The sequence below is a fragment of the Actinophytocola sp. genome, assembly GCF_035762905.1.
Taxonomy (GTDB): Bacteria; Actinomycetota; Actinomycetes; order Mycobacteriales; family Pseudonocardiaceae; genus DASYTH01.
In genome coordinates this window covers 26,769-47,395 of record NZ_DASUCC010000146.1, presented here as the reverse complement: position 1 = coordinate 47,395, position 20,627 = coordinate 26,769, and the positions used below count along the sequence as shown (strand labels likewise).

The 20,627-nt window shown below is 67.7% G+C and carries 15 protein-coding genes and 1 pseudogene; 10 read left to right on the top strand and 6 right to left on the bottom strand.

The features are described 5' to 3' along the window. Positions 1-109: 109 nt before the first annotated feature. Both VFV67_RS31440 and VFV67_RS31435 read left to right on the top strand, forming a co-directional pair. Positions 110-1,378, top strand: coding sequence for a helix-turn-helix domain-containing protein (locus VFV67_RS31440; RefSeq protein ID WP_326474326.1), 1,269 nt, complete (start codon positions 110-112; stop codon positions 1,376-1,378). Continuing rightward, positions 1,375-1,767, top strand: a complete 393-nt coding sequence (locus tag VFV67_RS31435) for a hypothetical protein (protein ID WP_414636383.1) — start codon at positions 1,375-1,377, stop codon at positions 1,765-1,767. Before VFV67_RS31440 ends, VFV67_RS31435 begins: the two co-directional genes overlap by 4 nt. Here VFV67_RS31435 and VFV67_RS31430 read toward each other — a convergent pair. The 3 genes from VFV67_RS31430 to VFV67_RS31420 all read right to left on the bottom strand — a co-directional run bounded on the left by VFV67_RS31430 (position 1,764) and on the right by VFV67_RS31420 (position 7,274). After that, positions 1,764-5,069, bottom strand: coding sequence for a type ISP restriction/modification enzyme (locus VFV67_RS31430; protein WP_326474325.1), 3,306 nt, complete (start codon positions 5,067-5,069; stop codon positions 1,764-1,766). The genes VFV67_RS31435 and VFV67_RS31430 overlap by 4 nt on opposite strands. A 646-nt stretch (positions 5,070-5,715) precedes the next feature. Continuing rightward, entirely contained in the window at positions 5,716-6,171 is a 456-nt protein-coding gene (locus VFV67_RS31425; protein WP_326474324.1) for a hypothetical protein, read from the bottom strand. A gap of 425 nt (positions 6,172-6,596) precedes the next feature. Beyond that, a complete protein-coding gene (locus VFV67_RS31420) occupies positions 6,597-7,274 on the bottom strand; it encodes an MBL fold metallo-hydrolase (protein WP_326474323.1) in 678 nt (225 codons plus the stop codon). A 124-nt stretch (positions 7,275-7,398) separates the two neighbouring features. On the opposite strand from VFV67_RS31420, the pseudogene VFV67_RS31415 reads away from it, so the two are divergent. After that, a pseudogene (locus tag VFV67_RS31415) lies at positions 7,399-8,466 on the top strand (acyltransferase family protein); the annotation flags it as partial. A gap of 56 nt (positions 8,467-8,522) precedes the next feature. Here the strand turns inward: VFV67_RS31415 and VFV67_RS31410 are convergent. Then, the gene (locus tag VFV67_RS31410) at positions 8,523-9,326 is read right to left on the bottom strand and encodes a maleylpyruvate isomerase N-terminal domain-containing protein (RefSeq protein WP_326474322.1); all 804 of its coding nucleotides are present in this window, start codon (positions 9,324-9,326) and stop codon (positions 8,523-8,525) included. A 228-nt stretch (positions 9,327-9,554) separates the two neighbouring features. Here VFV67_RS31410 and uvrA point away from each other — a divergent pair, with 228 nt between their 5' ends. Then, positions 9,555-12,434, top strand: a complete 2,880-nt coding sequence (gene uvrA / locus VFV67_RS31405) for an excinuclease ABC subunit UvrA (RefSeq protein ID WP_326474321.1) — start codon at positions 9,555-9,557, stop codon at positions 12,432-12,434. An 86-nt stretch (positions 12,435-12,520) separates the two neighbouring features. On the opposite strand, the gene VFV67_RS31400 is transcribed toward uvrA, so the two are convergent. Beyond that, the gene (locus VFV67_RS31400; RefSeq protein ID WP_326474320.1) at positions 12,521-13,399 is read right to left on the bottom strand and encodes an oxidoreductase; all 879 of its coding nucleotides are present in this window, start codon (positions 13,397-13,399) and stop codon (positions 12,521-12,523) included. A gap of 183 nt (positions 13,400-13,582) precedes the next feature. Here VFV67_RS31400 and VFV67_RS31395 point away from each other — a divergent pair, with 183 nt between their 5' ends. From VFV67_RS31395 to VFV67_RS31370, 6 genes are all read left to right on the top strand, one after another. After that, positions 13,583-14,110, top strand: coding sequence for a hypothetical protein (locus tag VFV67_RS31395; protein WP_326474319.1), 528 nt, complete (start codon positions 13,583-13,585; stop codon positions 14,108-14,110). Between the two features lie 219 nt (positions 14,111-14,329). After that, the gene (locus VFV67_RS31390) at positions 14,330-14,863 is read left to right on the top strand and encodes a sigma-70 family RNA polymerase sigma factor (protein ID WP_326474422.1); all 534 of its coding nucleotides are present in this window, start codon (positions 14,330-14,332) and stop codon (positions 14,861-14,863) included. Between the two features lie 94 nt (positions 14,864-14,957). Then, positions 14,958-15,665, top strand: coding sequence for a zf-HC2 domain-containing protein (locus VFV67_RS31385; RefSeq protein WP_326474318.1), 708 nt, complete (start codon positions 14,958-14,960; stop codon positions 15,663-15,665). Position 15,666: 1 nt separating this feature from the next. Continuing rightward, positions 15,667-16,125, top strand: a complete 459-nt coding sequence (locus VFV67_RS31380) for a polyketide cyclase (protein WP_326474317.1) — start codon at positions 15,667-15,669, stop codon at positions 16,123-16,125. A 107-nt stretch (positions 16,126-16,232) separates the two neighbouring features. Then, a complete protein-coding gene (locus tag VFV67_RS31375) occupies positions 16,233-17,462 on the top strand; it encodes a helix-turn-helix domain-containing protein (protein ID WP_326474316.1) in 1,230 nt (409 codons plus the stop codon). Beyond that, positions 17,459-19,105, top strand: a complete 1,647-nt coding sequence (locus tag VFV67_RS31370) for a long-chain fatty acid--CoA ligase (protein WP_326474315.1) — start codon at positions 17,459-17,461, stop codon at positions 19,103-19,105. The genes VFV67_RS31375 and VFV67_RS31370 overlap by 4 nt, the downstream gene beginning before the upstream one ends. 70 nt (positions 19,106-19,175) lie before the next feature. Here the strand turns inward: VFV67_RS31370 and VFV67_RS31365 are convergent, their stop codons facing one another. Then, complete coding sequence (locus VFV67_RS31365; protein ID WP_326474314.1) at positions 19,176-20,561, bottom strand: cation:dicarboxylate symporter family transporter; 1,386 nt, start codon at positions 20,559-20,561, stop codon at positions 19,176-19,178. Between the last annotated feature and the right edge of the window lie 66 nt (positions 20,562-20,627).

Genomic DNA, 20,627 nt, shown 5'->3' with positions numbered 1-20,627 from the left:
ACAGACGGCGACCACAGCCGCGATGTGGCAGACACGAGGCGCCAATGCGGCATCAACCACGCTGACCAGGGGCGACCTCGACAGGTGGACTCGGACGGGAGGCGCTGCGATGGCAGGTCGACGATCTCGTCTCGCGCGGCGCCGTAAGAGCCTGGGCTTCACCCAGGAAGGACTGGCCGGCCATCTTCGGGTCGAACGATCTACCGTGGTGCGATGGGAAGGTGGAGAGCGAACGCCTCAGCCGTGGATTCGTCCCAGGCTCGCGATGGCCTTGCGCCTTTCCCCGGACCAACTGGATGAGCTGCTCGCCGAACCCGACGACCCGATCCTGCGGAAGGCGCTGCCGGACCTCGCGGAGGTTGATGACGTGAAGCGTCGCGAACTGCTGCGATTGTTCAGTACAACCGGCACGCTGCTGGCCCTACCTCCGATCGAAGCCACTATCGATGTCGACCGGATCGCCGCTGCCGCCGATCACCCCGGCCGCCTGGACGCCGCGACTATGGACGAGTTCGCGCACCTCAACGACCACCTGTGGCGAGTGTTCACCCTGGCTCCAGTCAAGAGCCAGGTCCTGCCGATGGTCCGCACCCAGCTCGACGTCCTGGCCGATGGATTGCGCGGACCCCACGGACCTGCCGCCCGACGACGGCTCTGCTTGTTGGCCGCTGACCTGTTCCAACTGGCCGGTGAGATCTTCTTCGACGGCAATGCCTACACGGACGCCGCTCACTGCTACACCCTCGCCGCCACCGCGGGGAAGGAGGCCGACCAGTTCGATCTGTGGGCGTGCGCCCTGACTCGGCACGCCTTCGTCGCCCTTTACGAACGCCAGTTCACTCATGCCGCGCCGATGCTCGAGTTGGCAGCGACACTCGCCCGGCGCGGTGACCCAGCGCTTTCCACCCGCCATTGGGTCGCGGTCGTGGAGGCCGAGACCAACGCCGGTCTCGGCGACCTCGACGCCTGCCAGCGTGCCCTCGACCTCGCAGCCCAGGTGCAGGAGCTGCCCGGCACCGTCCACAACGGCGGATGGTTACGGTTCGACGGATCGCGGCTCGCCGAGGAGCGCGGCACCTGCTACATCGCCCTCGGCCGCCCCGATCTTGCCGAGGCCGCGCTGACCGAGGCCCTGTCCGGGCCCCTCACCGCGCGGCGGAAAGCCAGCGTGCTCACCGACCTGGCAATGATCGGCATCCACCAGCGTGACCCCGACCAGGTGGTCACCCACGCCAACGCCGCGCTGGCGACCGCCCGCCACACCAGGTCCGGCGTAATCGCCCGCAAACTGTGCGGGCTGCAATCCCACCTGGGACCGCTGCTCACCGACAAGCAGGTTCAGCGACTCAACGCCGACATCACCATCCTGGCCGGATGACCGAGGAGAACCAAGTGCATGAGGAACGAGGCCGCGTCTTCCGCGAAGCATGGATCGCCGGAGTCACCAAACACTACCCCGGCGAACCAAAGCCCGGCTACATCACCCCTTGGGAAGACACCCCGGACTGGGAGCGCGCTGCCGCGACCGCCGTCTACGACCAGGTTCTCGCCTTTATCAGGATCAGCGACGGCGCGACCGCCAAGCTCGCCCGCGACCAGAAGAGCCGCTTCGTCGCCCTCTGCTGGATCGGCCAGATCTACAAACACTTCCCCGACCCCAAGCCCTCTTACGTCGCCGACTGGTCCGACCTCCCCGCCTGGCAACAGGAAACCGACGCTGACATCTTTGAGTGCATAGAACAAGCAAGCGCAGAACGCGAAATCTAATCGACCGACCAAAGGCCAGGCGGCTCGTTCACCTTGGGTGCCGCAGAGGCGGACGACGGCACCGGAAGCACACACGTAGCCTCCAATTCTGCAACGGAAATTAGGGGCATCGTCATGACGTCCTCCAATAGCGTCGTTTGCCGTGGTTCGAGAGTTACGCACCGACCAAGGACATTCAACAGGTCGAGCAACTCGGTAGTCATGGCCGGGGTCCACGTGCGAGCAACGATGCGGTCGAGGGCCGACTGGCGGCTCCCCGATGGGTTCTTCTTCCGATAGCCAAACCAGTGCCTAATTATCCGCATGCCCGATACCTGATAATTCCATACGCTCGGACCTACTGGTGAGATTCGGCCTGCGCCTATCTTCAGTGTCAAGGATTCGGCATCGTAGTCAATCTCGTCGGGCATACGATCCTCGGCATCAGGAATAGTCACGCGTACCTTCGGCCGGGCCGAGCGCATTCTTGGTGCCCCCCGCGGCCGTCCTGCCTGGCTGTCGACGCAGCATTCGCCGTAGCTGTGCAGCCAGAGAATCTCCTGTCCAATAGTAACCGACTCGAGCCACAAGTTTGTATCCGCAGTCAGGGGAATGCGGACCCCTGGACTCGAGAGCTCCTCCTGGAAACGTTGAGTATAACCGGGGTGGGCCGCGACAGCAGCTATGTAAGCGAGCATATCCAGCGCGGTAACGGTGACTCCCAATTTCCGGCAAAGCGTCACCAAAAGGTTGGGTGAAATGTTGGGGACTGCACCCTCTGCATCTCTGTAAAGTGGAAGAACGCGGCCGCCGTGATGGCCCATGAAATGATCATTGTCTGGCAATAAGTTGGTGAATACCAATGCTGGGCCATTGCGGATCCTATGGGCGTGTTGCTCTATGACGAAAATCTGATGCGGGCCGTTCGAGGCCCACAATGCGGCACGTGGTGTTGCGATGATTCGTGAGTCGGGAATAATCCATTGCCGATCGAATGAGCGATAGCCCACCGCGATCGGGTCGGGGCATTTTCCGGATTCTAGCAAGAAAGGAGTCGTGCTATTTTGGGCACCAACAAGCGGCGGGTTTACCTTGATGAGGTTTGCGTCACGGCTCTCCTTGAACATAGGGGCCTTGTCGTCAGGCGATGCGGACACAAGTTTCTGCCAGCGTTTTCTCAAAACGGCTTCACTGGGCGCGTACACCCAGGTTCTGTTCGGTTTGACGCCAGGTGATGCCCATGGCATTAGCTGTGTCATCGTTGGTATCGAATGCCACGGTCCGGCCTCTGGTAGCCAAAACGGGTCGCACCAGCCGCTTGCGCAGTCCGCCCATTCGGGTCCGTTTAACTTGAGTCGCTGCAAGGCAACGCACTTGTCGTCAAATGCTCCGGACACCGACGTGCGATGGATGTGGGCTGGTACCCGTCGCTCTACTTCGCCGCGTCGGATGAAGAACGCAATGCAGATAGGTTGCTGGTTACCTCTAAAAGCTCGCGTGTTCATGGGCGGCTGATGCCCTTCAGGGCTGAGGTCGATGATCCACCCTTCGTCTGCAGTTCGACGGAGGTATTCGCGCATGCCAGCGAACCCTGGGCCAGAGATGAAACCAGCAGAGCAGATCAACGCTACGATTCCGGGCGGGTGATCACGATGCGCATCGAAAACCTTCCATGTCGCCCACCGCCAAAAGTAGACATATTTGTTCGCGAGGACATATTCACGCTTACCATTCCCCGCCTTACGAAAGGCATTAATACTAGGCGCCGCCGTGAGATCGTCGCTCGGGAATTCGATCCATGGCGCGATCCCTTTGACTTTGTCCAGATATGGTGGATTGCCTATGACCACCATAACTGGTTCTTGGCGTTTGACGAAGTTTGCGTCGTCGCGGACTTGTTTAATTGTATCGTAGAGACTGCCTATTGGCAGCATCTGCGCGTCTGGGTCATCCAAGGTATCCGCAAGGAACCGGCGTTCCTTTAGGGGTATCTCAGCTCGGTGCCGCTTTTTGAGCAAGCTATGAATGCGGAGTTCGGCGACTGCGTAGGGAGCGGCCTGGTTTTCGAACCCAATGAGACGATTCGACAGCTCTCGCAAGCGGGGTGTAACAACGCCAGGCCCCTCTTCGTCGGATACCGTCGTGGCGACTCGATTGATAACCTCCGCCAGGAAGCTGCCGGTTCCCATCGCTGGATCAACGACGATGACGTCCTCTTCGGCAAAGCCCAGGCGGCGGCCTAGTCGCTCGCTGAGAATATCATCAACGAACCTTGTCATGAACGAAACAATGCGCGCCGGTGTATAGTAGACCCCGCTCTTTCTGCGGAGAGTCGAATCGTATCTCTCGAGGAAATGCTCGTACAGCATTGCGTATGAGTCCTCAGGAAAATAGGACCAGTCGACAACACTGACAACTCGCATCATTGTAATTAGCGCAATGCTGTGGTCTTCTTCGGATTGGTTAGTTAGGACGGCGAGCGCTTTGCCCATCAGAGAGTGCTTCTTGCCAAGTAGTCTTGCTATCTCTCCGATCGAGCGGTTCTGGAAGCTGACGCCTTCGACACGTGCTAGGAGGAGTGCGAACGTGACGGTTTGTGCGTACTGGTCGGCGAACTCCTTGTCGCTCAAGTTGGGAAATAGCACGCGCCGCCAGTCATCGGCAAGCCCAGTGAAGATGCGCTTGGTTGATTCTCCGGTCTGTTCGCGGGTGAGTTCGGCAGCGACGTCGTCTCTCAGTAGGCGGCACAAGTTTGCTACCAGGTGAATCAGCTCATCGAGCCTTCGCGGCTGCTCGGGCTCCCATAATAAGAAATCGGTGACTACTCGAGCGAATTCGTTGTCAACAGGACGAAGCCTTTCCCCCGCTCGATCGAGGCCAGGTTCTAATCGGGCAATTCTGCCTTGCAGCTTGCCGAACTTGTATCGACCAAAACTTTGCCCATCGGAGTATAGAACATTTGGTAGCAGCTTGAGTTGCTCCCATTGCCTCTTGTCATGGGCGCTCGGTCGCTTCCATGTGCTCGGTAAGCCGTAGTTGGGACGTTTGAGCTCGACGTAGCCAACTCGTGCGCCTGCGACATTGATCGCGTAATCAGGGCGAATTGAGAGATCCGGTAGTCTTGTCTCCCCAATGGGTGTGACTTTCAGTCCGAGGCTGATCGCAATATCACGCAGCATGCGCTCGAAAGGCCCGCGCAAATGATCTTCTTGGGATCCTTGCTGTGTCCTGAGCTTTTGGGTAACCTCGCGGCCGAACTCCGAGATAACTACATCGATGCGATTAACCCCTCGATGGAGAGGCGCTGTCTTGCCTCGTGCCATGATCTCTCCCGCGAGACGGGTGGACACCTTAGTAGTTCGATGTCACACCGATGGGGGCTACGGTGTTGACGGCCATCCGGGTGAATGGAGAGAGAAAGTTCTAAGAGCGGACTGTCACGGCAACCGCTGATGGGGTGTGAGTAACCCGCAGGCGGAGGAATATTGTGATCTTGTACCGCTTAGGTCGATTTGACCCCTTTACTGTCGCCGGGCCGTCGGTGGCGATGACTGCTGCCTTTTGATCGGCTTCATCCGGCCCTGAGAGATAGACGCCTCTCCCGAGTGGATCACCCGGAGGTCGTAGTTCCTCGCACGTTCGATCCCGGCGCACACACACTGAGTGCCGGTAGGCAGCGTGATCAGTTCCATAGATGACGATTCGCCGTGGACGCTGACGCTGTTACAAGGTCCATCGCTCTTCGGAATTGCGCGTTTGCGCAGATCTGGTCAACGGCAAAAGATCACGAGACGGTTGGCAATGAGGTGATTAGTTGATCTACCCTGCGGGATCCGTGATCGACATAGCCGCATGCATCGCCCAACTTGTCGCTGACCGTTGGCACGCACCGGCGGCGGAGTCGCCTACCTCCCGGTAGGCGTACCTGCGAAAGCGCGAGCAGGGCCAAAGGCGCTGCGGGAGGGTGTGTCAGGAGGGCCGGGTGGGATGAGCGGGAGCACACCCTGGTCCGCACGCTGCGCCCACGCGGGTGTCGGTGATGAGGTTGGCGAGGGCGGTGGCGAGGCCGAGGACGATGACGGGAATGGTGGCGACGCCGACGGTGACCGGCCAGGGTGCGTGGTCGAGACCGGCGGCTGTCATCAGGTGGAAGGCGATCTGGGCGGTGGCGCCGATGGTCAGGCTGGTGATGGCGGAGCGGCGGGCGAAGGTGCGGGCGCGTGGGGTGATGGTGCGGGTGGTGAGCCAGCAGCGGAGGGCGTAGGCGGCGTAGGCCTCGACGGAGATGGGGAGGACGACCGCGGTGTTGATGCGGAGGTCGTCCCAGACGCCGGGGAGGGGTTGGATCATGCCGAAGCCGGCGAGTTGGCCGAGGCCGACCCAGCCGGACCAGACCGAAATGGCGGCGGCGAGACCGATGATCACCAGCGGCCACGACGGTGGTCGCCGCCTGGTTGGGCTTGGCGCATGGCTGGTGAGTGGCTCACCCAGAGTTGGTGGCGTGGCCGGGGTGGATGCGGATTCTGTGGCAGGTGATTGGTCGCTCAGAGGAGTCGCAACCTGTTGCGGTTCTTCGGTTTCGCCAGGGCTGGTGCGTTCCTGCTGAAGGGTCGCCAGGGCCTTGCGGATCTGGTGTTCGGTGGCGCCGGTGATGCGCGCGAGTGTCGAGCGGCCGGGGCGGGGTCGGCCGGTTGCATGGGCTTCGGCCGTGGCCGCGCGGATGCGGTCGAGGACGGCGGCTCCGTTGAGACTGTTCGGTGGCACGGACGGGCTCCCTCGGTCGAGGCCCCGCCGAGCAACAGGCAGGGCCGCCTACTGTCGAGGCGGCCCCGGTTGGGTCTCGATCAAGCTCACCAGCCGCGTTCGCGCCATTCACCGAGCTTGGGACGCTCCTCGCCGAGCGTGGAGTCGTCGCCGTGGCCTGGGTAGAACCACGTGTCGTCGGGGAGTTCGCCGAAGATCCGTGCTTCCAGGTCGTTCAGCAGACTGGTGAAGTCCTCGGGACTTGTTGTCCGCCCTGGACCGCCGGGGAAAAGGGAGTCGCCGGTGAAGAGGTGGGGGTGGGAGGTGGGGTCGCGGTAGAGGATGGCGATGGAGCCGGGGGTGTGGCCGCGCAGGTGGATGATCTCCAGGGAGATCTCGCCGACGGTGACGGTGTCGCCGTGGGTCACCAGGCGGTCGGGGGGGACGGGCAAGGGGCCGGCGTCGTCGGGATGGGCGATGGTGTTGGCGCCGTAGGAGCCGGCGATGGCCCCGAGCGCCTGCCAGTGGTCGGGGTGCTGGTGGGTGGTGACGATGGTGCGCAGCGTCGGCCGGCCGTCGTCGTGCCCGATCAGGTCCGACAACCGCTCGGGCTCGGCGGCGGCGTCGATCAGCAGGGCCTCGTTGGTGGCGCGGCAAACCAGCAGGTACGCGTTGTTGTCCATGGGGCCGACGGACACCTTGGTGATCGTCAGCGCCTCCAGGGTGCGGCGGGTGGCGGCGCCGCCCGGGTCCACGTGGCCGGTGTAGTTCTCGAGAACGTTCACGCTGGCTGACGCTAGTGGGCCGCGGGCGCCGGTTCCACTCGTTCAGCGGAGTCTCAGGTTCACGCTTTAGGGTTGGTAGCTGAGAGCGACCGTAACCCAGTGCCCCCGACTCGTCTGCGAGCTCGTGCCGAACCCGAAAACTGATACCCCACAACGCTCCCAGCGGCGGCTCAGCTGGGATCTCCTCCGTGTCATCGCCGTCGGCGCCGTCGTCTTTCAGCACGTCACGCACCAAGCGCCGATCAACCATCCGGAACTCGGGCCCTATCCGGTGGTGCTCCCGCTGCAGTTCGGTGCGAGCACCCTCATGGTGATCTCGGCCTATTTCGTCTGTGTCACTGTACGCAGGGGTAACACCGGCAAGTGGCTATGGAACCGCCTCGCCCGAGTGATCCCCGCTTACGTGGTTGCCGTGCTCGCCACCTACTTCGTGACCCGGCTCGCCGTCGCCGCGTTCAACCACCTGCGGTTCGACGGCCCGCTCGACCTCGTCTTCGGTCAGCCCAGTTCGGTGGCCGGCGTGACCGCCCATCCCTGGTACCTGCCCACCCTCGCCGACCTGCTCGGCAACGTGTTCATGGTGCAGGCCTGGTCACCGGCGCTGCACTGGATCGACGCCTCCTACTGGACCCTGCCGGCGCAGGTCATGGCGTTCGTGGCGGCCACGTTCCTGTGCCGCCGGTTCGGCTGGGGCGGCCAGCGGCTGTCGGGGCTGCTGTGGTCGCTGGTCCTCGTTCCGGTGATCATCCGCTTCACGCTGAGGGGTGACGACGCGGCACAGTGGATCAAGTCCACGTTCGACGGCCTCGCCCTGCACCGGGTGGCGCTGTTCGGTGCCGGAGTGGCCATCTGGATGTGGACCAGCAAGCGCCTCGGCGGCGCGCACCTGGCCGGCTACCTGGTCGCCGTGCTGGTCGCCCAGGACGCCCACGCGCACTTCACCGACACCCCGTCCACCATCGCGTTCGGCGTGGTCCTGGTCGGCATCGTGGCGGCGGCCGGCGGCCCGGACTGGAAGGTCGGCCCGCTGAACCGGCTCGCCCCGGTGATCACCTGGCTGGCCGGCATCTCCTACGGCCTGTACCTGGTCAACCAGGAACTCGGCTTCGTGGTCGCCCGGCTGCTGGTCGACGGCGGCGTCCGGCCATGGGCGCGGATCATCGTCTGCGTCGCCGCGGCCGTGCTGCTCGGCTGGCTGATGACCCGGCTGGTCGAGCGGCCGGCGCACCGGCGGCTGACCGGTGCGGCTCAGCCCCAGGGCGCGAGTTCCGGTGGGTTGCCGCGCAGGTCGGTGCCGCTGCCCCGGCCGGCGAGCCAGGCCAGCATCGGCGCGGCCGGTCCGATGATGTCCGTCGAGATGCTGGCCGCCGCCGGCGTGCGGATCTCCCAGCTGCGCTGACCGCCGTCCGGCAGCTCGGCCCGGATGCGCAGCGGGGTGCCGTCGGTCCGCACGTGCGGGTACACCGCGCTCTGCAGCAGCGCCGTCTGGTGCGCGGCCGGGATGTCGGCGAAGCCGAAGCCGACGTCCAGGTCGACCAGGTGGACCCACACCTCGAACAGCCGCATCCACGGCACGTAGCCGGCGGCGAACACCCGGCCGGTGCGGTGCGCGACCTGCGCCAGCCAGTCCCGGCCGGTCAACCGGTCGGCCGCCTCCTCGAACCGGGTGCACGCGGCGAGCAGGTCCTCGCGGAGGACCTGGGCCATCCGTTTCGAGCCCTCCTCGATGTCGGCGTCCCGGTCCGCCCGGCTGGCGTACATCGGGTGCTCGATCCCGGTCCGTGCCCAGGTGAGCAGGTTCACACACGCGTCGGCGTTGCGCGCGAGGTGGGTCACGACGTGCGCTCTGGTCCAGCCGGGCAGCTGGGTCGGGCGCTTGATCTCCCGGTCATCGAGCAGGGAAACCTCACCCCAGAGCCGCTCGGTCGCCAGCCGCACGGCCGCAAGGCCCTTGCCGGCGCGCTCCATTGCCGTTCGTTCGGCGGAGCTACGCTGGGCAGGCACGGTCTCGTGCTCCACCGACGTCTCCGGTGAGGTGCTTGATCCGGTCATACCGACATCCCCGCGTGATCGGTCGTGAAAGTGGTCAAGGCTTGGGTTGGGATTCGGACAGCCTAGGCGGATTTGGCCGGGACCGAAACCGCTCGGTGAGTGGCGTCGGTCGCCGTTCGGGTACCCGACGGAATTGTCGGTGCTCGGTCATAGCATGGGCGCGGCCGCTCGGGTGGCCTCATCCGGCTGCTCCGAGCACGACCCACCAGCACGATTGAAGGGAACTCAGTGGCCGACCGCCTCGTCGTCCGCGGTGCGCGGGAGCACAACCTGCGCGGTGTCGACCTCGACCTGCCCAGGAACAGCCTGGTGGTCTTCACCGGCCTGTCCGGCTCGGGCAAGTCGAGCCTCGCCTTCGACACGATCTTCGCCGAGGGGCAGCGGCGTTATGTCGAATCGCTGTCCGCCTACGCTCGGCAGTTCCTCGGCCAGATGGACAAGCCCGACGTGGACTTCATCGAGGGCCTTTCGCCCGCGGTGTCCATCGACCAGAAATCCACCAGCCGCAACCCGCGCTCGACCGTCGGCACCATCACCGAGGTCTACGACTACCTGCGGCTGCTGTTCGCCCGCGCCGGCAAGCCGCACTGCCCGATCTGCGGCGAGGCGATCAGCAAGCAGACCCCGCAGCAGATCGTGGACCAGGTGCTGGCCATGGAGCAGGGGGTGCGGTTCCAGGTGCTGGCCCCGGTGGTGCGCGGCCGGAAGGGGGAGTACGTCGACCTGTTCTCCCAGCTCCAGTCGCAGGGCTACTCGCGAGCCCGGGTGGACGGCACGGTGTACTCGCTGACCGAGCCGCCGAAGCTGAAGAAGCAGGAGAAGCACGAGATCGCGGTGGTCATCGACCGGCTCACCGTCAAGACCAGCGCCAAGCAGCGGCTCACCGACTCGGTGGAGACCGCGTTGCGGCTGGCCGACGGCCTGGTCGAGCTGGAGTTCGTCGACCTGCCCGAGCACGACCCGCAGCGGATCCGCGGCTTCTCCGAGAACCTGGCCTGCCCGAACGGCCACCCGCTGGCCATCGAGGACCTGGAGCCGCGGTCGTTCTCGTTCAACTCGCCCTACGGCGCCTGTCCGGTGTGCACCGGTCTCGGCACGAAGATGGAGGTCGATCCGGAGCTGGTGGTGCCGGACGACGAGCTCTCGCTCGGCGAGGGCGCGATCGCGCCGTGGTCGGTCGGCCAGACCGCCGAGTACTTCGAGCGGCTGCTGACCTCGCTCGGCGAGGCGGTCGGCTTCCGGATGGACGTGCCGTGGCGGCGGCTGTCGGCCAAGGCGCAGAAGGCGGTGCTGCACGGCATCGACGAGCAGGTGCACGTCCGCTACCGCAACCGCTACGGCCGTGAGCGCTCCTACTACGCCGCCTTCGAGGGCGTGATCCCGTTCCTGGAGCGCCGGCTGGACCAGACCGAGTCGGACTACGCCAGGGAGAAGTACGAGGGTTACATGCGCGAGGTGCCCTGCCCCGCGTGCAGCGGCACCCGGCTCAAGGCGGAGATCCTGGCCGTCACGCTCGAGCACGCCGTGCAGGGGGCGCGGTCCATCGCCGAGGTGTGCGCGCTGAGCGTGGGCGAGTGCGCCGAGTTCCTGGACGGGCTCTCGCTCGGCCATCGGGAGAAGATGATCGCCGGCGCGGTGCTCAAGGAGATCCAGGCGCGGCTGCGGTTCCTGCTGGACGTCGGCCTGGACTACCTGTCGCTGGACCGGGCGTCGGCGACGCTCTCCGGCGGCGAGGCGCAGCGGATCCGGCTGGCCACGCAGATCGGCTCCGGTCTGGTCGGCGTGCTCTACGTGTTGGACGAGCCGTCGATCGGGCTGCACCAGCGGGACAACCACCGGCTGATCGAGACCCTGACCCGGCTGCGCGACCTGGGCAACACGCTGATCGTGGTCGAGCACGACGAGGAGACCATCCGCACCGCCGACTGGATCGTGGACATCGGGCCGGGCGCCGGCGAGCACGGCGGCGAGATCGTCCACAGTGGATCGTTCAAGGAGCTGTTGCGCAACAAGCGGTCGCTCACCGGGGCCTACCTCGCCCGGCGGCAGGAGATCCCGGTCCCGATGATGCGCCGCCCGGTGGACAACCGGCGCCAGCTCACGGTGGTCGGCGCCCGCGAGCACAACCTGCGCGGGATCGACGTGTCGTTTCCGCTCGGCTGCCTGGTCGCGGTCACCGGGGTCTCCGGTTCCGGGAAATCCACGCTGGTCAACGACATCCTGGCCACGGTGCTGGCGAACAAGCTCAACGGGGCGCGCCAGGTTCCCGGCCGGCACACCCGGGTGCGCGGCCTGGAGAAGGTCGACAAGCTGGTCCGGGTGGACCAGTCGCCGATCGGCCGTACTCCACGGTCCAACCCGGCCACCTACACCGGGGTGTTCGACAACATCCGCAAGCTGTTCGCCGCGACCACCGAGGCCAAGGTGCGCGGCTACCAGCCGGGCCGGTTCTCGTTCAACGTCAAGGGCGGCCGGTGCGAGGCGTGCGCGGGCGACGGCACGATCAAGATCGAGATGAACTTCCTGCCGGACGTGTATGTGCCGTGCGAGGTGTGCAAGGGCGCCCGGTACAACCGGGAGACCCTTGAGGTGCACTACAAGGGCAAGACCGTCTCCGAGGTCCTGGACATGCCGATCGAGGAGGCCGAGGAGTTCTTCGAGCCGATCAAGGCGATCCACCGGCACCTGCGCACGCTGGTCGACGTGGGCCTGGGGTACGTGCGGCTGGGGCAGCCCGCGCCGACCTTGTCCGGCGGCGAGGCGCAGCGGGTCAAGCTGGCCAGCGAACTGCAGAAGCGGTCCACCGGCAAGACCGTCTACATCCTCGACGAGCCGACCACCGGCCTGCACTTCGAGGACATCCGCAAGCTGCTCGGCGTGATCAACGGGTTGGTGGAGAAGGGCAACACCGTGATCGTGATCGAGCACAACCTCGACGTGATCAAGACCTCGGACTGGGTGATCGACATGGGCCCGGAGGGCGGCTCCGGCGGTGGCCTGGTGATCGCCGAGGGCACCCCCGAACAGGTCGCCGACCTACCCGAGAGCTACACCGGCGAGTTCCTCCGCACGGTGCTCACCGACCAGGACACCGCCGCCGCCGGCTGACCCGCGACCGTTCCCGCTCGGCCACGGCTCGAGCGGGCAGCCCGCGCGCCGGATCCGGCGCGGGGCTTTCGCCGGGCGGCGCGGCGTCAGCCGAACTTGTAGGTGACGCCGGTGAGTTGTTCGGAGAGGTCCCAGAGCTTGCCGGCGGTGTCCTCGTCGCGTGCGGCGGGGCTGGACTGGACCAGCTTTGGTGCGCCGCGCATCTCCGACATTCCGGACGGTCCCGCGTAGCTGCCGGTGGGCACGTCGGTGACCGCGGCGTACAGCGTGGGCAGCGCGCCGTTGGCCGCGCTCTGGGCGAACACCCGGTTGCCGATGCGCATGAGCAGGTCCAGCACCGACTCGGTGTGCGCCTGCAGGTTGGTCGCGGCGTAGCCCGGGTGCGCGGCGACCGCCCGCACCGGCGAGCCGGCCGCGGTCAGCCGACGCCCGAGCTCGTAGGTGAAGAGCAGGTTGGCCAGCTTGGACTGGCCGTACGCGCCCCACCGCTGATAGCGCCGACGCTCCCAGTTCAGGTCGTCCAGCCGGATCCGGCCGGCCCGGTGCATGCTGCTGGCCACCGTCACCACCCGGTCCCGGATCCGGTCGAGCAGCAGGCCGGTGAGCGCGAAATGACCCAGGTGGTTGGTCCCGATCTGCAGCTCGAAGCCGTCCGGGGTGCGGCGAAGCGGGGTCGCCATGACCCCGGCGTTGTTGATCAGAATGTCCACCGGCTCGGTGACCGTCTCGGCGAACGCCCGCACCGAGGACAGGTCGGCCAGATCCAGCGCCCGGACCTCGACCGGGCCCGACATCGCCGCCGCGGCCGCCGCGCCCTTCTCCGTGTTGCGGCAGGCGATGATCACCTGCGCCCCGGCCCGGGCCAACTGACCGGCGGCGGCCGCCCCGATCCCGCTGTTCGCTCCGGTGATCACCACCGTGCGGCCGGTCTGGTCGGGTATGTCGGTCGCTGCCCACGTCGCCATGGCGAAAAGCCTAGGGGTCCCCGGCCGGTTCATGGATCGGTGGTCGCCGTCGAGTCGCGGTTCCTCGGCATGAGCGGCGGCGGTGACCCCGACCAAGTTCTCCGAAAAATTTGGCGAACCGGGTGAACCGGAGCGACGGGCCGCTCGTGTGGATGGTGTCGCACGAGTAGAGAGGCCGGTCCCATGACGCGCACCCGAGCCCCGGTCGTCGCCGCGGCGGCGACCGGTCTGATGGCGCTCGCGGCGTGCGGCCGGGAGGCCGGCACCGCGGTCCCGGTGCCCGCCACGGGCGCCGGGACCGGCGGCGCGGTCGATGCCAGGCTCGTGGTGACCGAGGCCGGCGTGCTCGGCCCCGTGGTCACCGACCAGCACGGGCTCACGCTGTACCGGTTCGACCGGGACCGGGCCAGCCCGCCGGCCGCCACCTGCGCCGCGGACTGCGCGCGGCTGTGGCCGCCGATGATCGTCCGAACGGCTTCCGAGGTCGTGCTCAGCGGCATCGAACCGGGCCTGGTCGGCGTGGTCAGCCGGGCCGACGGACGTACCCAGGTCACCTTGAAGGGGTGGCCGCTCTACCACTTCGCCGAGGACGTCAGACCCGGCGACACGAACGGCCAGGGGGTCGGCGGCACGTGGTTCGCCGCCCGACCCGATGGCGAGAAGGCTCAGACCACCGTGGCGGCCCCGCCTCCCGACAGCGGCGGCCGATGACGGTGGTAACTGAGAAAAGGCTCCGCCGGGCGGGAAACGGTCCCCTTCCACACCCGCCCGGCGGACCCGCCAGCACGGCAAAGATGAAAGGGTGGACATGTCTCATGGCACGGTCCAGTACTGTTCTCGCCGACCACGGTAGTGTCCGATTAGTCCGGGCAGGTGAGGGCAGGCGTGACGTTCCCAGGCTTGCGGTCGCGCCGACGGCGCGACAGCGACGTGCAGGAACAGCGCGCGCCAGGCGAGGACCTGATCCGTTTCCTGTATCACGAACACGGTCGTAGCGTGTTGGCCTATGCAACCCGGCTCACCGGGGACCGGGCCGCGGCCGAGGACGTGGTGCAGGAGACGCTGCTCCGCGCCTGGAAGCACGCGGATGATCTGCGCAACGACTCCAAGGGGTCGGTGCGAGGGTGGTTGCTCACCGTCGCACGAAACATCATCACCGACCGCGCCCGGGCCCGAGCGGCCCGTCCGCAGGAGGTGGGCGAGCCGGTGGACGTGCCGGCCGTCGAGCTGGACCACGCCGAACAAGTGGTCAACTCGATGGCCGTACTCGGCGCCATGGACTCGCTGTCCGCCGAGCACCGGGAAGTGCTTGTGGAGATGTACTACCGGGGTAGAACGGTGGCCGAGGCCGCCAAGGAACTGGGCATACCCGCCGGAACCGTGAAGTCGCGGTCCTACCACGCGCTGCGCGCGCTGCGGACCGTGCTCGCCGGCCGGCCTGGAGCAGGGGAGGTGCTGCGATGAGCGAGCTTGCGAGCGAACCGATGAGCACTGCCCCGCGGCCGAGCCTGCGAGGCGGCGGGGTCGAGCAGCACCGAGCTTGCGAGGTGCGGATCCGATGAGTTCGGTTGAGCATGACCGCTCGCTGCTCGGCGCCTATGCCCTCGGCGTCCTGGACGCCCGCGAGGCCCAGATCGTGCACGACCACATCGCCGGCTGCCTCGAATGCCGCCGCGAGATCGCCGACCTTGTCGACCTGCGCGCCGCCATGGACGACGTGCCCTCGGAAGCCTTCCTGGACGGCCCGCCGGAGAGCGACCTGCTGCTGCAGCGCACCATCCGGGCGGCCCGCACCGAGCACGGCAAGCGCGCGGCCGCGACTCCGACACAGATCCAGCGAAGCTCGCCCGGCCGCCGGCTGGCGCTGGTCGCCGCCTCGTTCGTGGTGCTGGTCGGCGTGGCCCTCGGCGCCGGATACCTGGTCGGCCGGCAGACCGCACCTGGACCCACGATTGCCGCCAACGCCGTGCACGCGGAGGCGACCGACGCGACCACCGGGGCGAAGCTCGCCGTGGACGTGACCCCGCAGGAGGGGTGGGTGCGGGTGCACGTCGTCGCCCGGGACATCCCGCAGGGCGAGCCCTGTGAGCTGTACGTGGTGCCGCGGTCCGGGTCGCCGGTGCTGGTCGGCGGCTGGCTGGTGTCCGAGAAGGGTGCCCGCGAGGGCACGACGCTGGACGGCTCGGCCCTGGTCAAGGCGGACGACGTGGTCTCCGTCGACGTGGTCACCACCAGCGGCAAGAAGTTCGTGTCGGTACCGGTCTGAGGTGTCGTTACACGAGTACCGGTTCCGCAACGTGTGGTCGGTCGAGGTGGCGGCGGCCCGGCTGTTCGGCGCCCTGGTCGACCTGACCAACTACCCCCGCTGGTGGCCGGACGTCCGGTCGGTGCACCGGGTGGACGAGGACACCGCCGAGCTGACCTGCCGGGCCGTGCTCCCTTACGCGCTGGTGTTCCGGCTGCACCGGGTCGAACAGGACGAGCGGGCCGGGCGGCTGCGCGTGGACCTGTCCGGCGATCTGGCGGGTTACTGCGAAGGGGTGGTCGCCGCCGGCGGCGCCGGTCCGGCCACGCTGGCGATCTCGCAGCGGGTCGTGGTCAACAAGTCGCTGCTGCGCCGGCTCGCCCCGGTCGCCCGCCCGCTGTTCCGGGCCAACCACGCCGCGATGATGCGCCGGGGCCAGCGCGGGCTGCGCCGTTACCTGGCCGGCCCGGACACCGCGTGATCACTGGTGGTAACGCTCAATTCGACCGCTCGTCGCTTGTGCGCAGTGCACACCGTTGACCCCCCGCCATCCTTGCTGTTCGGGGTCAAATCGAGCATCGTGACTTCATGGTGACGGTCGAGCCTGCCGCCGGCGCGGTGCCCATCGAGTCAGCCGGACTCGTCGCGGCGCTGCGCGAGCGGCTGGACGCGATCGCCGAGCGCTGGGTCTCACACATCGTGGCGAAGAACTCCGCCTACCTGGACAACGCGCTGGTGTCGCTGCCGGATCTGCGCCGCACCTGCCGGGACAACGCCGAGTCCGTGCTGCGATTGCTGGCCGGTGACCTGACCACGGAGCGCGAGCCGATGGCGGTGGTGCGAGCGAGCGCGCGGCGGGCGGCCGAGCGCGGCATCCCGCTGGACTCGCTGCTGCGTTCCTACCGGCTTGGCGGGCTGGCGCTGTGGCAGGAGCTGGCCGGCTGCGCGGCCGGCCGCGGCGAGCCCGAGCTGGTCGACCTGGCCGGCGCGCTGTGGCTGACCGTGGACGAGGTCTCGGCCGAGTTCGCCACCTGCTACCACTACCACCGCACCGAGCTGGAGCTGCTGCGGATGGCCGAGCAACGCCGCCGGGTGATGGTGGACGAGCTGCTCCGCGGCCGCGGCCGGGACGGCGGCTTCGCCGAGGAGGCGGCGCTCAAGCTGGAACTCCCGGCGGACAGCCCGTACCTGGTGGTCACCGTGGAACCCACGTCCAGCGGGCGGCCCGGAGTGGAGATGCCGGCCGAGACGCTGGCCGCGGGCGGGTTCCGGTCGGTCTGGCAGGTCAGCGGCGAGCTGCTGGTCGGCCTGGTGGCGCTGGAGCGGGCCGGCCAGGACGCGGCGCTGCGCCGGTTGCGACCGGCGATGCGCGGCCGCGGCGGGATCGGTCCGGTGGTGTCCGGCCTCGGTCAGGTCGACGAGGCCTACCAGTTCGCATCGGTCGCGATGGCCACGCTGCCGGCCGGCAAGCCCGGGCTGGCCATCCTGGAGGACCACCTGCCCGAGGCGCTGCTGGTGCGCTCCCCGGACCTGGCCGACATGCTGGTCCGCGAGCTGCTCGGCCCGGTGCTGGACCTGCCCGGCAAGGAGGGCCACTACCTGCTCACCACCCTCGCCGTGTGGATTGACACCAACTGCTCGGTGGCGCACACCGCGACCCGGCTGTACTGCCACCGCAACACGGTGCTGAACCGGCTCAACCGGTTGGAGAGCCTGCTCGGCCGCCCGCTCAAGGGCCGGGCGACGTTCGTGGCCGTCTCGCTCGCGCTGACCGCGTGGGAGCTGGGCCGGGGCCGGGGCGAGGGCCGGCCGCGGTGAGAAGCACGATGCAGGACGCCCCGCTGACCGTGGCGCGGATGCTGCGCTACGGCTCGACCGTGCACGCCGACGCCCGGGTGGCGACCTGGGCCGGGACCTCGGCGCGGTACCGCTCCTACGGCGAGGTGGGCGCCCGCTGCGCCCGGCTGGCCGGCGCGCTGCGCTCGCTCGGGGTGACCGGGGACCATCGGGTCGGCACGTTCATGTGGAACAACGTCGAGCATCTGGAGGCCTACCTGGCGGTGCCGGCGATGGGCGCGGTGCTGCACACGATCAACCTGCGATTCTCCAAGCACCAGCTGGTGTACACGATCAACCACGCCGAGGACCGGGTGATCCTGGTCAACGAGACCGCGTTGCCCCGGTTCGCCGAGCTGCTCCCGGAGCTGCCCACCGTGGAGCACGTGGTGGTGGTCGGCGGCGGACGGCCGGCGGCCACCCGCAGCGCCGGCAGGCTCACCCACGACTACGAGGAGCTGCTGGCCGCGCAGTCCGAGCACTTCGAGTGGGCCGAGCCGGACGAGCACGACGCCGCGTCGCTGTGCTACACCAGCGGCACCACCGGGGAGCCGAAGGGCGTGGCGTACAGCCACCGGTCGATCTTCCTGCACAGCATCGCGGTGAACACGCCGGCCGCGCACGGCATGAGCCCGGCGGACCGGCTGCTGCCGGTGGTGCCGATGTACCACGTCAACGCCTGGGGGACGCCGTACGCGGCGTTCCTCGCCGGGGCCGGGCAGGTGCTGCCGGACCGGTTCCTGCAGCCGGAGTCGCTGGTGGCGATGATCGAGCGGGAGCGGCCGACCGTGGCGGCGGCGGTGAGCACCACGTGGTCCGGCCTGCTCGAGCACCTGCGTTCGCACCCGGCCGACCTGTCCTCGCTGCGCCAGGTGCTGGCCGGCGGGGCGGCGTGCCCGCCGGCGCTGATGCGCGAGTTCGAGGAGCGGCACGGGGTCCGGGTGGTGCAGGGCTGGGGAATGACCGAGACGTCGCCGATCGCGATGGTGGCGCACCCGCCGCCGGCCGCGGTCGGGGAGGACGCCTGGCCGTACCGGATCAGCCAGGGCCGGCTGCTGCCGTCGCTGGAGGCGCGGCTGGTCGGCGCGGACGGCCGGCCGGTGCCGCACGACGGGAAGAGCGTCGGGGAACTGGAGATCCGCGGGCCGTGGATCGCCAGCGGGTACTACCGGCCGGAGGAGTCCGACCGGGACGCGACGAACCGGTTCGCCGGCGGCTGGTTGCGCACCGGCGACATCGGCGCGCTCACCCCGGACGGGTTCCTGACCCTGACCGACCGGGCCAAGGACGTGATCCGCTCGGGCGACGAGTGGATCTCGTCGGTGGAGCTGGAGAGCCAGCTGATGACCCATCCGGCGGTGGCCGAGGCGGCCGTGATCGGCGTGCCGGATGTGCGCTGGCACGAGCGCCCGCTGGCCGCGGTGGTGTTCCTGGAGGGTCGCCGGGCGGATCTGGCCGAGCTGCGCGATTTCCTGGCCGGCCGGGTCGACTGGTGGCAGGTTCCGGAGCGGTGGAGCGTGATCCCGCAGGTGCCCAAGACCAGCGTCGGCAAGTTCGACAAGAAGGAACTGCGCCGCCGCTACACCGACGGCACCCTGGAGGTCACTGTCCTGGAACAGGACTGACCGCGCGGCACCCGCGAGGCGGATGTAGTGGACTTCTCCGAGGGACGGCGGAGAAGTCCACTACATCCTCTTACCCCCTGGCCGCGGGCGCGGATTCGCTCGCGCGATCCGCGTCCGCTGTGGCCTGCCGATCCGCGTCGTCGTCGGGCTCGTCGAGCATGGTGGTCTCGTCGAACGGATCCTCTCCGGAGAGCACCCGGCTGGCCTGCTCCCGGTCGAACTCCTGGGTCCACACCCCGACCAGCACCGTGGCCACCGAGTTGCCGGCGAAGTTGGTCAGCGCCCGGGCCTCGGACATGAACCGGTCGATCCCGACGATCAGCCCGACCCCCTCGACCAGGTCCGGCCGGTGCGCCTGCAGCCCGCCGGCCAGCGTGGCCAGGCCCGCCCCGGTCACCCCCGCAGCGCCCTTCGACGCGATGATCATGAACACCAGCAGGCTTATCTGCTCGCCCGCGGACAGCGGAGATCCGGTCGCCTCGGCGATGAACAGCGTGGCCATGGTCAGGTAGATCGCCGTGCCGTCCAGGTTGAACGAGTACCCGGTCGGCACCGTGATGCCGACCGTGGTCCGGCCGACGCCGAAGTGCTGCATCTTGGCGATCAGCCGGGGCAGCGCCACCTCGGACGAGGACGTGGACAGGATCAGCAGGAACTCCCGGCTCAGGTACCGGAACAGCGCAAGGATGTTGACCCGGGCCACCGCCCAGAGCAGCGAGCCGAGCACGCCGAACACGAACACCAGGCAGGTCGCGTAGAACCCGAGCATGATCACCGCGAGGCTCTTCAGCGCGGCCAGCCCGGTCGAGCCGACCACCGCTGCTATCGCCCCGAACGCGCCGATCGGCGCGGTCCACATGATCATCGACAGGATCCGGAACACCAGCCGCTGGAAGTACTCGATCACGGTCAGGATCGGCTTGCCGTGGCTGCCGAGGGACAGCAGGGCGAACCCGACCAGCAGCGCCACCAGCAGGGTCTGCAGCACGCTGTCGCCGGTGAGCGCGGAGAGCAGCGTGGTCGGGATGATGCCGAGCAGGAACTCGGTGGTGCTCTCGGAGCCCTCCGCCTGCGCCTCGCCCTGGGCCCGGGCCGCGTCGGTCAGGTTGAGGCCCTCGCCGGGGCTCAGCAGGTTGCCGACCACCAGGCCGATGATCAGCGCGACGGTGGACATGACCATGAAGTAGCCGATCGCCAGGGTGCCCACCTTGCCGACCTTGGTGGCCCTGGCCACCGACCCGATGCCGAGCACGATCGTGCAGAAGATGATCGGGCTGATCATCATTCGGATCAGGTTCACGAAACCCTGGCCCAGCGGCCGCATCGCTCTGCCGAACTCGGGGAACAGCCAGCCCACCAGAATCCCGGCGACCACGGCCACGATGACCGCGACGTAGAGGTAGTGGGTGCGATCCCGGCGCCGGTTCTGCGTGGTCTGCTGGGCGTTCGCGGTCATGGTTCGCCTCCTCGCGACATTCGGCGACTCCGGTCCGCACTATCCCCGCCACCGAGCGTGGGGTCA

What these genes read in the sequence shown, in the direction of transcription:
- VFV67_RS31400 (WP_326474320.1), bottom strand. Translation starts at nt 13,399, where the DNA reads ATGGCGACGTGGGCAGCGACCGACATACCCGACCAGACCGGCCGCACG.
- VFV67_RS31365 (WP_326474314.1), bottom strand. Translation starts at nt 20,561, where the DNA reads ATGACCGCGAACGCCCAGCAGACCACGCAGAACCGGCGCCGGGATCGC.
- VFV67_RS31395 (WP_326474319.1), top strand. Translation starts at nt 13,583, where the DNA reads ATGACGCGCACCCGAGCCCCGGTCGTCGCCGCGGCGGCGACCGGTCTG.
- VFV67_RS31385 (WP_326474318.1), top strand. Translation starts at nt 14,958, where the DNA reads ATGAGTTCGGTTGAGCATGACCGCTCGCTGCTCGGCGCCTATGCCCTC.
- VFV67_RS31375 (WP_326474316.1), top strand. Translation starts at nt 16,233, where the DNA reads ATGGTGACGGTCGAGCCTGCCGCCGGCGCGGTGCCCATCGAGTCAGCC.
- VFV67_RS31410 (WP_326474322.1), bottom strand. Translation starts at nt 9,326, where the DNA reads ATGACCGGATCAAGCACCTCACCGGAGACGTCGGTGGAGCACGAGACC.
- VFV67_RS31430 (WP_326474325.1), bottom strand. Translation starts at nt 5,069, where the DNA reads ATGGCACGAGGCAAGACAGCGCCTCTCCATCGAGGGGTTAATCGCATC.
- VFV67_RS31440 (WP_326474326.1), top strand. Translation starts at nt 110, where the DNA reads ATGGCAGGTCGACGATCTCGTCTCGCGCGGCGCCGTAAGAGCCTGGGC.
- VFV67_RS31435 (WP_414636383.1), top strand. Translation starts at nt 1,375, where the DNA reads ATGACCGAGGAGAACCAAGTGCATGAGGAACGAGGCCGCGTCTTCCGC.